Genomic DNA, 10774 nt, shown 5'->3' with positions numbered 1-10774 from the left:
GATCGTCTCACAAGTTGAATGATTTGCTCGATGCACCGTGGGGTAATCCGCAAATCCTCAACCGGCAGTTGACCTGCGGCGCACGCGTTCACGCATCTCGCGCGGACTGACGCCGAATTCGCGGCGGAACGCGCGGGTGAAATCCGACGCCAGCTTGAAGCCGTGACGATAGGCGATCTCCTGCACCTGCCTGTCGGTGGACGCGACGAGTTCGGCATGTGCTGCGCGCAGCCGCTTGCGCAGGATATATCCGGCGACGCCGCCGACGCTCTCGAATGCACGGTAGAGGGCAGAGCGCGAGATCCGCAATTGCTGCGCAATGCGGTCCGGCGTCAGATCGAAGTCGCCGAGATGTGTCTCAATATAAAGACGTGCACGCTCGAACAGCACCGATTCGATTGCGCCGCGCGCCTGCTCCAGCCGATCAGAAGACAGCTGAATGCATGCGGCGATCATCTGCGCGGTCGCTCGCCCTGCCTGCCGCAATTCCTCCGGCGACATCAGGACCAGGCGCGTTTCGAGTCTGTCGAGATAGTCGGACAGCAGTTCAATCAGATTGCCCGAGAGGAGAATGTTGCAAGCGTCGTTAAGCTGATCGGCCACATCCGCGAATGACCGGCGCGGCAAAGTCAGCACCAGGCCATCATAGTCGGTGATGCTGCCGCGGAAATCGTCGTCGAGCGAGATCAGGAACATCGCGCCTGGCCCGGCGTGAACGCGCCGCTCTGCGGTTTCGAAGCGGGCCTCGCCGGAGCGCACCCGGAACAGCCACCAGATATCGACCGGCGCGCCTTGTGACGGCTCGACGGCACGCGCGAATGTTTGAGCGGCAACGCGTCCTGACGTGAAGATGACGTCGGCCATGTTGCAGGTCAGATACTCCACCTCGAATCCCTGCGCAGGGCTATGGCCTTCCGACGGCGCCACATCGACCAGCGAGGCCATGCGCGTCTTCCAGACCTCGAACTGCTCAGACGGCGGATAGAGCCGTGTCGTGAAGAACCGTGGTACCGACGGGATTATGTCCCTGATGTTCCGGGGCTCGCGTGGCAGGGGAACTTGTTCGAGGAACTTGGCGGCGCTCGCCGGCGCATTGTCGTCTTCTGGCATGTGATTCCGTGCCCCGTTGTCGCAAACGACGAACGTCGTCTCAACGGGGGCGCATTCTCAAGGTTGCGTCGCCGGCCTCTGGCGGGCAGGCGAATTTCTGGCGGACAAGCAAGCAGCATTTTTGGATGCGGACATCACCCGCTTACACCGGCCGCTCCTGATAGTGCCGACGGGTCCTGCGGCAGTCGTGCTCACACATGGCATTCATCATCGTCGCGTCGTTGCCGGATTCCGGCCCGGAAGCTCCGTCACCGAGTCGGCCTGACTGATCTAGAGAACAATCTGTGCGAGAACCAGAGGCGCGGCAACGCGCGCCGTGCAGAAATAGAAAATTGCGTTCGTGCGATGCGATCGGGCAACGCATCATCGCCGAGTCTCCGGAAAATTTTCTCGATCTTCGCGCTGAGACGAAATGAATGTCGCGAGAGCGGAGCAACTTAAGCACGGTACATGACACATCGTGAATCCCGCGCACGGGATTCGCGTCGACCGCGCCTGAAGACGCTTGCCTAATCATGCGGCATTCCACCTGCGACGTGAATGCGATCGATGGGAACGGAACACGCGCGCCGCACGAGGCGCACATGTTGTGGCAACGCTGCGGCATTTTCATATGAACGTCGAGATGACGAAAGTAACAATGGCTCATCATATTCGTCGGTGAACACGCCCGCTATGCCGGCGGAGCGAACCTGATCGCCGGCACCTGCAACACCAGCGACCGAGCATGCGGCCCTCGATCGGGCGCCGCCCGGCTATGCTATGCCTTGCCTTGCCCGATCCGATCGAGCCATGCCGCAAAGCGCGGATGCTTCGCGAACCTACCTTGCACGATCGCCAACTCCTGCTGGAACACCGGCAGCGAGAGCACCCGTTCGATGTCGGGCTCCCTGATCTTCCAGATTCCCGGCGGAACGAAGCCATGCACCTTGAGCTCGTAGAGCTCAAAGATCGAGAAGATGACTTCATGCACAATTCGGCGCTCGTCCGGCGTCATCTCAATGGCGCCGCCGGCGCCCTCGTCATGGAACGCCGCCGTTGGCAGGCGACGCCGCAAATCGGATATGCGCTCGGAATATCTCAGAAAGATGTCGGCTCCCAGACGCCGGTTGTTGGTGTGCAGCGCCGTGTAGATCGCGGTGATGCCGACGATGATGGTCCCGAGCGTCATGAACTTCAGGATATGATCGAGCACTGCGATGCCTCCTTCGACCTTCCGTGATCGCGCCAGGAGCCCTGTGCAACCTGTGTTCCGCGCCCTTTATTGCCCGGGGCGCCGTGATCGTCGAGATGCGGATCACTGATTTGCGCGACGGCGCAAGCCCACTGGTCCGAGCGGCCTTCCAGGGACCCTCGGCCGCGCACAATGATCGGACGAAGCCCGCCGAATTGAGCTGGGAGGCCGCCCGCCTCGGGAGCCGGAAGCCATGCGTCGGCACGGCAATCTGACCCTCGACGAAAGTCGCAACAAATGGGCCGCGCGCCTGTCGTAGATTTGTAACCATCTTGCAAATCGTTATCGCGCAAAAGTCGCGAGCAGCCTTCACGCAACCTTTTGCAAACTCCAAACTGCCTACCGTCACCGGATATTTCACCGGATATTATAGTGATAGTGGGGACGGGAATGGCTGGGCTGCGGCCGAATATCCCAATACGACTCGGGACTGCATTCAGGGAACAGCATTCGGGCGTCGAGCGCGATTCCGCCGTTCCATCGGTCGGAACAAGCTCGGAGGTCGAGCGCCTGCGCGGCGTCATTGCACGCCTGATGCACACGGCCGCGCATGACCAGCTGACCGGACTTCCGACGCGCAGCCTGCTGCTCGAGCGGCTGGACCTTGAACTGGCGCGCGAGGCCGATGACGGCGCGCGGATCGCGGTTCTGTTCGTCGATCTCGACAACTTCAAGCTCGTCAACGATTCACTCGGCCATAGCAGCGGCGACGAGGTGCTGTCCGAGATGGCCCGGCGCATCCTTGGCTGTCTCGGACCGGAAGATACGGCGAGCCGATTCGGCGGCGACGAGATGGTCGTTCTTCATCCGCGCGCCTCGGACTCCTCCGGAGCGGAACTCGGCAGGCGGATCCTTGCAGCGCTGGCGGAGCCGATCCTGCTCTCCGGCAAGGAAGTCGTGGTATCGGCAAGCGTGGGGCTCGCGCACTGCAAGCCCGGCGCCAAGGGCGCCGAACAATTGCTGCGCGAGGCGGACACCGCCCTCTATGCGGCCAAGGTCCGTGGCCGTGCCCGATTGGCGGAGTTCAACGACGAGCTGCATGCCCGCGCCGAGAAGCGTGTTCAAATCGAATCCGATTTGCGGGCGGCGCTGCGGGAATCGGAGCTGTTCGTGGAGTATCAGCCGCAGGTCCGCCTGAAGGATGGACGCGTCGTCGGCGTCGAGGCGCTGGTGCGCTGGCGGCATCCCGAGCGTGGCATCATCTCGCCCGCCGACTTCATCCCTGTCGCCGAGGAATGCGGGCTCATCGTCAAGATCGGACGGCAGGTGCTGCAGGAATCCTGTCGCCAGCTCGCCGAGTGGACGAGGCTGATGCCGGGCTGCCCGCTCGCCATGACCGTGAACGTGTCGCCGCGCGAGATCGCGGAGCCGACCTTCATCCAGGAGCTCCGCCAGACTCTCGCCAGCACCAATGTCGATCCGACTGCCCTGTGTCTCGAAATCACCGAAAGCGTCATGATGAGCGCCCCTGAGGAGGTCGTCCAGGTGCTCGATCAGATCCGGCAGCTCGGCGTGTTCGTCGCGATCGACGATTTCGGCACCGAGCACTCATCGCTGTCGCGCCTGCGCGACATGCCGGCCGAGGTCCTGAAGATCGACCGCAGCTTCATCGACGGACTCAGCAGCGAGCCCGGCGATACGGCGATCGTATCGTCGATCCTGAGCCTGGCCTACGCGATGGGCAAGCACACCATCGCCGAGGGCGTCGAACGGAGTGAGCAGGCCGCAATGCTGCTCCGCATGGGTTGCGACGTTGCCCAGGGCTATTTCTTTTCGCGGCCGGTTGCCGCCGAACAGATCGCGCCGATGCTGACCAGGGCACTCTGGCACCCGAGTTCGGGACGCGCGCTGCACGCCGCGCAGCCCGTGGAAGGACCGGTGCGGCGCGGCCATCATTATTTCATCGACGAATTCCTCGATCACATCGGGGCTCCCATGGGCACCAAGGCGACGGTCTCGCGATGATGTATCTCGTCATCGGTCTCAGCAATCTGGCGATCGGACTGGCTTACGCTGGCCTCGGCGTATTGTCGGCCTGGGAAACGGTCAGCCTGCATCGATACCGGGGCTGGTCCCGTTTCGGCATCGGATTTTCGATGATGGCGGCAAGCTGCGGCCCGCATCATCTGGTGCACGGCTTCCAGGTGCTGCAGGGCGAAGGCGTGTCCTGGTCGATGCTCGCCGTGACCCTGCTCGGGCTGCCGGCAGGTTTGACATTTGTGTTCCTGCGGTTCGAGACGATATTGGGTGGCCAGGGCGAGCGATTGATCGCCCTCTCGCCGCATCGCGCGATGTTGCTGGTCGGCGGCTTCGCCATCACGGCAGGCTGGCTGGCGGCCTGGGCGATGGCCCAGCCCGGCGCAAACATCCCGTTCCTTTGCACGTCGGCTGATCTTGCCGCGCGCGGAGCGGATTCAAGCGCCTGGATCGACGTCGCCTCCGCGACGTTCTACGCCAATGTGTTCGTCACCGTGGCCTACGGCCTGGTCGGCTGGTATCTGGCTGACCATCAGGTGCGCCGCTATCTGGCGACCGGTGTGTGGTCGCTGTCGGGGGCGGCATTGGCGGGCGTCTTCTTCTCCTGCGCGCTGATCCATCTCATTGACGCGACGACTCACGGCAGCGGATCGATGCTCGTGTTCGACCTGATCGGCATTCCCGCCTCGGTTTATTTCCTCTGGGTCGTCGAGCAGCTGCACAGCGACTCCGTGCTGGACTGGAATCGGCGTCCGCTGGTCGGCGCCGCGGCCGCGCCGGCGCGGCCCTCACCCTGGAGCGGCAGGAACCTGCAGCACTGACCGGCCTTGTGGGTGCGATCGGCAGCCGGCTTTCCCTGCGCCCTCTTCAAGAGAAAGGGCGAGACGGGATGCAAAGCTCGGACAAGGAGTGTCGCGAGAACGTGGATGTATGACTCACAGATCGCGCAACACACTCGGTGTCGTCCTGGCGAAAGCCAGGACCCATTACCCCAAATGTCAATTGTTGCGCGACGCCGGGGCCACGATCCGGTTCATCACTGAATGCGGTGGTTTATGGGTCCTGGCTTTCGCCAGGACGACGACGTGGGGGCCCGCGTGGCGTCGAACAAGCTGAATCAGAAGCCCGCCGTCATGGCGAAGCGTGGCTTGCCGAGCCGTAGCTCGCGGCGACAGTCCGTCTTCGCTTTCGCAAGCTCAAGCTACGCCGGACACGCTTCGACCTGATGGTCTCCGCGTGGCTGCGCCACGCGAAGCCCGTCAGGGCGAAGCGTGGTGGGTGCGACAGGGATCGAACCTGTGACCCCTACCATGTCAAGGTAGTGCTCTCCCGCTGAGCTACGCACCCAAAGCCGTGTTTGGATCGGGTCCCTATAACGGACGGCGGCGGGGCAGGCAAGGATACAAAGTGAAGGTTTTTTGGCGAATCAGGCCGCCAGCAACTTATTCACTTCGCTAACCAATTCCCGGAGGTGCACGGGCTTGGACAGCACCTTGGCGTTTTTCGGCGCCTCCGAATCGGAATTGAGGGCCACCGCGGCAAAGCCGGTGATGAACATGATCTTGATATCGGGATCGAGTTCCGAGGCGCGGCGCGCCAGCTCGATGCCGTCCATCTCGGGCATCACGATGTCGGTGAGCAGCATTTCGAACGGCTCCTCACGCAGCCGCTGATAGGCCGACATGCCGTTGTCGTGCGGCGAGACCTTGAAACCCGCATTTTCCAGTGCCTTGACCAGAAAGCGGCGCATATCGGTGTCGTCTTCGGCGAGAAGAATTTTCGGCATGGCAGGGATCGTCGAATCCGGCTTGAGGAGCAGTCCGAACAGTAAGCCCGACAGACGGTAAATTTCGGGTGAAATTTGTGTCAAGCCAGCGGCAAATGCGCGCCAGCCATTTGTGGACCGAACCACGCATCGAATCAACCTTGTGCGGCATTTCCCGCCTTTAAGACGCGTTCCAGCCCGCGCCACACTCTTTTCACTTGGCAGAATGATCGCGATTACCGACAATGCCCGCCCATAAATCTCCGCTTTTCCGGCAGAATCAGTTCTTGCGGGGCGAGGCGGACGCAAGGGACGGCGCCAAGGGAATGACCGAATTTGCTGGCGAGTTGTCGCCCCCGTTCGAGATCGTTGAGCCGCAGGCCTGGCGTGCGCCGATCATCTTCAATTCCCCGCATTCGGGCTCGGTCTACCCGGCCGAGTTCCTCGAGGCGTCGCGAATCGACGTGGCGTCGCTGCGCCGCTCCGAAGACTCCTTCATGGACGAATTGATCGCCGGATTGAGCGATCGCGGCTTTCCGATCATCCGGGTCAACTTCCCGCGTTCCTATGTCGACGTGAACCGCGAGCCCTATGAGCTCGACCCGCGCATGTTCACCGGGCGGCTGCCGAGCTTTGCCAACACGCGCTCGATGCGGGTGGCCGGCGGCCTCGGCACCATCCCGCGCGTGGTCGGCGACGGGCAGGAGATCTACCGCGAGCGGCTCGATGTCGACGAGGCGCTGCGGCGGATCGAGGTGCTCTACAAGCCCTATCACCGCGCACTGCGCCGGCTGATCAACAAGGCGCACCAGGCGTTCGGTGCCGTGATCTTGGTCGATTGCCATTCGATGCCGTCGGTCGGGGTATCGCGCGACGAGCCGCGCCGGCCAGACGTCGTGATCGGCGACCGCTACGGCACGAGCTGCGCGCCGCTGCTGCCCGACCTGGTCGAGGAGATGATGAGCTCGCTCGGCTATTCGGTCGGCCGCAACAAGCCCTATGCCGGCGGCTTCATCACCGAGCATTATGGCAACCCGGCGAGCGGCCTGCACACCGTGCAGATCGAGCTCAACCGCGCGGTCTACATGGATGAGCGCCAACGCGAGCGCGGACCGCGCTTCGCCCAGGTGGCGGCCGACCTTGCGTCGCTTGCGGATGCGCTCGCGAAAATTCCGTTTGGGGATCTCGGCCCGTTCCAGGCGGCCGCGGAGTAAATCGTTCGTCGGCCACCCGTGTGCCGATGAAGTCATGAACCCAGAATTCAAGTTGGCGACACGCCATGCGCCGAATTGGATTCTCAGTTCACTCGCGGAAATGACGGCCCAAAGAAAAAAGGGCCGCTTGAATGAACAAGCGGCCCAAGTCTAGGGAGGAAACGCCCAAGGAGGGCAGCGATAGCGCGAGGCGCTACCGCACCGCAACAATATGCGACCGCGCTGCACAAAACGCAAGAACTTTCGAAACATTTCTTCTGTAATGTTGGTAAGTCTGGCGAAACTGCAACACGACCAGCGGTCCGAATTAAGATGTTTAATATCAATATCTTACACATAAAATCGCGATCGGGAAGCGTTCAGCGCATAGCTTGTATACCAGAACTCGCAACTTCGTGATCCGCCCCGAAGCCAGGGAGACTTTCGAATCGAAGCCAAATCGAAAGTCCGGAATCGGGTCATCAGGCTGGGATAACACTCCGTTAATCGTGCGCGCCACGGTGGATTGAGCTAGGCAAGAGCACATCCGGTATCTATCGCGTCGTTTGCGCATTTCAGGGACATGCCGTGACGGTCATCGACTTTACCGCCTTCATCGGCCGCCTCGCGACCGCATCCGGCGAAACCATCCTGCCGTTCTTCCGCACCTCGCTCTCGGTCGACAACAAGAGCTCGAGCGATTTCGATCCGGTGACCGAGGCGGACCGGGCCGCCGAAGCCGTGATGCGGCGGCTGATCAAGGCGAACTTCCCCCAGCACGGCATCGTCGGCGAGGAGTTCGGCAATGAACGCCAGGACGCCGACTATGTCTGGGTGCTCGACCCGATCGACGGCACGAAGTCGTTCATCGCCGGCTTTCCGATCTGGGGCACGCTGATCGCGCTGCTGCACAAAGGTACGCCGGTATTCGGCATGATGCACCAGCCCTATATCGGCGAGCGCTTCTCCGGCGACAACGGCTCGGCGAATTACTCCGGGCCGTCGGGCGCGCGGCGGCTCTCGGTGCGGCGCTGCGCGTCGCTGAAGGAAGCGACCGTCTTCACCACCAGCCCGCTGCTGATGAATCCGGATGACCGCGCCCGCTTCGGCCGCGTCGAGCAAGCGGCGCGCCTGTCGCGCTATGGCGGCGACTGCTACTCATATTGCATGCTCGCGGCCGGCCATCTCGACCTCGTGATCGAAACCGAGCTGAAACCCTACGACATTGCCGGCCTGATCCCGATCGTGACCGGCGCCGGCGGCGTCGTCACCACCTGGGACGGCAAGCCGGCGCAAGGCGGCGGCCGCATCATCGCAGCCGGTGACCCGCGCGTGCACGAAGCCGCGATGAAGCTGCTCAACGCCTGATCCTTGCTCCGCCTGATTTCTTGAATTGCCCGACGATTGATCTGCGCCCATCCTGACGGCAACGAGAAAAGTCACGGACGGGCGACATGACGATGTGCGGCAGGCTGCTGGCAGCCATTCTCCTGCTTCTCGCGCCCGTCACCGCCAGCGCCCAACAGTTCCCTGCCAAGCCGATCCGGCTGATCGTGCCGTTCCCGCCCGGCGGGCCGAACGACATCATCGCACGGGTGATCGGGCAAAAGATGTCGGAACTGGTGAAGCAGCCGATCATCGTCGACAACCGCGCCGGCCAGGGCGGCGTGCTCGGCACCGATGCGGTCGCGAAGGCCGCACCCGACGGCTACACGGTTGCGATCGCGAGCGCCGGCGCGCTGGCGATCAGCCCGAGCATGGAAGAGGTCGCCTACGACACGCCGAAGGATCTCGCGCCGGTGACACTGGTCGCGACCGTGCCGGAGATGCTGGTTGTCGCGACCGACGTACCGGCAAGGAACATGAGCGAGCTGGTCGCGCTCGCCAAGGCGCAGCCGGGCAAGCTCAACTTCGCCTCCTCCGGCCCCGGCAGCCTGCCGCACCTGGCCTGCGAATTGTTCAAGCTGACGGCAAAGATCGACATCGTCCACGTGCCCTATCGCGGCGCGGCGCCGGCGGTGAACGATCTGTTGGGTCAGCAGGTGCAGATGACCTTCCTCGACCTGCCGGTGATCCTGCCGCAGATCAAGGCGGGCTCACTGCGGCCAATCGCACTCGGCGGCCGCGAGCGCGCCCCGACCGCGCCCGACGTGCCGACCACAACAGAGGCCGGCATGCCCGACCTGATCATCGAGAACTGGTACGGCATGGTCGCGCCCGCCGGAACACCGCTGGCGATCGTCACCAGGCTGAACCAGATCGCCACCGAAGCGATGGCTGATCCGACGGTCAAAGCGAAACTCGCCGAGCAGGGCCTGACGCTGGTCGGCGACACGCCGGAGCACTTTCGCGGCTTCATCGCCGCCGACATCAAGAAATGGGCAAAGGTGATTCAGGACGCCGGCGTGGTGACGGCGAAGCAAGACCAATAGTCGAGCCAGCCGAATGCGCCGCCGGCATCGACGTGCTCGTGCGCCAGATCGAGTTCGCCGATCAGCCACATCACCTTCTGCACGTTGAACGAACTGCGCCGTCCCCAGACCCTGAGCATTGCGCCCTCCCAGCCTTGGTCAGCGTTGCGCTTCGGCCCGCAGATACTCCACCAGCTGCTTGGCTGCGCGCGGCAATGCCTTGAAGCTGCGCGCGCAGATCGTCAGCCGGCGGTTGGCCCAGGCGTCACGGATCCGGATCGTCGTGATCGGCATCGCGGCCGCGCAGCGTCGCGCCGCGGTTTCCGGGATCACCGCGATGCCGACATCGGCGGCGACCATCTGGCAGATGGCATCGAAGCCGCGCAGGCGGGCGCGGAAGCGCAACCGCGCACCAAGTTTTGCCGCGTGCCGCGAAATATGGACCTGCAGCGCCGACGTTGCCGTGAGGCCGACGAAATCGCGGCCGACCACCTCCTGGAAGTCGATCTGGCGGCGGCCGCCGAGATCACTGCGGCGCGACGCCACCAGCATCAGGCGGTCCTCGCTGAACAGGAAGCGCTCGACGCTGTCGGGCAGCGCATGTTCGGCGGCGAAGCCGAGATCGGCGGCGCCGCTCGCGATCGCGGTCGCGATATCGGTGCTCTCGCGCTCCTCGACGTCGACGCTGATATCGGGATGTTCGTGCAGGAACGCCGCCAGCGCCCGCGGCAGATGCTCGGACAGACCCGAGGTGTTGGCGAGCAACAGCACGTTGGCGCGGACGCCGCTGGCATAGGCGGCGAGATCGCTCTGCAGGGCCTCGACATTATGCATCACGATCCGCGCGTGACCGAGCAGGCTCTCGCCCGCCGCCGTCAGTTCGACGCCGCGGCGGCCGCGCTTGAGCAGCGCGACGCCGAGCGCCTCCTCGAGGCCCTTGATCCGCTCGCTTGCCGAGGCTAGGGCAAGGTTTGCGCGCGCGGCGCCTTGGGTGATACTGCGTGCATCCGAAACCGCGATGAACAATTGCAAGTCGATCAGGTCGAACCGCATGACGTTTCCCGCCCCGCCCTTCGGGTGATCC

The 10774-nt window shown here is 63.5% G+C and carries 10 protein-coding genes and 1 tRNA gene; 5 read left to right on the top strand and 6 right to left on the bottom strand.

Features of this window, described 5'->3' with window-relative positions:
* Positions 1 to 57 precede the first annotated feature (57 nt).
* Both AC066Y_RS09165 and AC066Y_RS09160 read right to left on the bottom strand, forming a co-directional pair.
* Positions 58 to 696 (bottom strand): helix-turn-helix transcriptional regulator, encoded by a 639-nt coding sequence (locus AC066Y_RS09165; RefSeq protein ID WP_478273580.1) that lies wholly within the window; start codon positions 694 to 696, stop codon positions 58 to 60.
* Between the two features lie 1174 nt (positions 697 to 1870).
* A complete protein-coding gene (locus tag AC066Y_RS09160) occupies positions 1871 to 2305 on the bottom strand; it encodes a hypothetical protein (protein ID WP_478273579.1) in 435 nt (144 codons plus the stop codon).
* Positions 2306 to 2734: 429 nt separating this feature from the next.
* On the opposite strand from AC066Y_RS09160, the gene AC066Y_RS09155 reads away from it, so the two are divergent.
* Positions 2735 to 4309, top strand: coding sequence for a putative bifunctional diguanylate cyclase/phosphodiesterase (locus tag AC066Y_RS09155; RefSeq protein ID WP_478273578.1), 1575 nt, complete (start codon positions 2735 to 2737; stop codon positions 4307 to 4309).
* Positions 4306 to 5142: a hypothetical protein gene (locus AC066Y_RS09150; protein ID WP_478273577.1), complete on the top strand. Its 837-nt coding sequence runs from the start codon at positions 4306 to 4308 to the stop codon at positions 5140 to 5142. Before AC066Y_RS09155 ends, AC066Y_RS09150 begins: the two co-directional genes overlap by 4 nt.
* 451 nt (positions 5143 to 5593) lie before the next feature.
* On the opposite strand, the gene AC066Y_RS09145 is transcribed toward AC066Y_RS09150, so the two are convergent.
* Positions 5594 to 5668, bottom strand: a tRNA-Val gene (locus tag AC066Y_RS09145).
* A gap of 79 nt (positions 5669 to 5747) precedes the next feature.
* On the bottom strand, positions 5748 to 6107 hold the full coding sequence (gene cpdR, locus AC066Y_RS09140; protein WP_092123795.1) for a cell cycle two-component system response regulator CpdR: 360 nt from the start codon (positions 6105 to 6107) through the stop codon (positions 5748 to 5750).
* 305 nt (positions 6108 to 6412) lie between these two features.
* Here cpdR and AC066Y_RS09135 point away from each other — a divergent pair, with 305 nt between their 5' ends.
* The 3 genes from AC066Y_RS09135 (at position 6413) to AC066Y_RS09125 (ending at position 9711) form a co-directional block, all read left to right on the top strand.
* Positions 6413 to 7300: an N-formylglutamate amidohydrolase gene (locus AC066Y_RS09135; RefSeq protein ID WP_478273576.1), complete on the top strand. Its 888-nt coding sequence runs from the start codon at positions 6413 to 6415 to the stop codon at positions 7298 to 7300.
* Between the two features lie 567 nt (positions 7301 to 7867).
* Entirely contained in the window at positions 7868 to 8647 is a 780-nt protein-coding gene (hisN, locus tag AC066Y_RS09130) for a histidinol-phosphatase (RefSeq protein WP_478273575.1), read from the top strand.
* 86 nt (positions 8648 to 8733) lie between these two features.
* Positions 8734 to 9711 carry a Bug family tripartite tricarboxylate transporter substrate binding protein gene (locus AC066Y_RS09125; RefSeq protein WP_478273574.1) on the top strand — a complete coding sequence of 326 codons (978 nt, stop codon included), beginning with the start codon at positions 8734 to 8736 and terminating at the stop codon, positions 9709 to 9711.
* Here AC066Y_RS09125 and AC066Y_RS09120 read toward each other — a convergent pair.
* The gene (locus tag AC066Y_RS09120) at positions 9672 to 9830 is read right to left on the bottom strand and encodes a thioredoxin domain-containing protein (RefSeq protein WP_478273573.1); all 159 of its coding nucleotides are present in this window, start codon (positions 9828 to 9830) and stop codon (positions 9672 to 9674) included. The genes AC066Y_RS09125 and AC066Y_RS09120 overlap by 40 nt on opposite strands.
* Positions 9831 to 9849: 19 nt before the next feature.
* Entirely contained in the window at positions 9850 to 10743 is an 894-nt protein-coding gene (locus AC066Y_RS09115) for a LysR family transcriptional regulator (protein ID WP_176529113.1), read from the bottom strand.
* Positions 10744 to 10774: the final 31 nt, after the last annotated feature.

It is taken from the genome of Bradyrhizobium sp. USDA3010 (genome assembly GCF_056429065.1).
The sequence above is the reverse complement of the archived record's forward strand: the minus strand, read 5'-3'. Positions and strand labels throughout refer to the sequence as shown.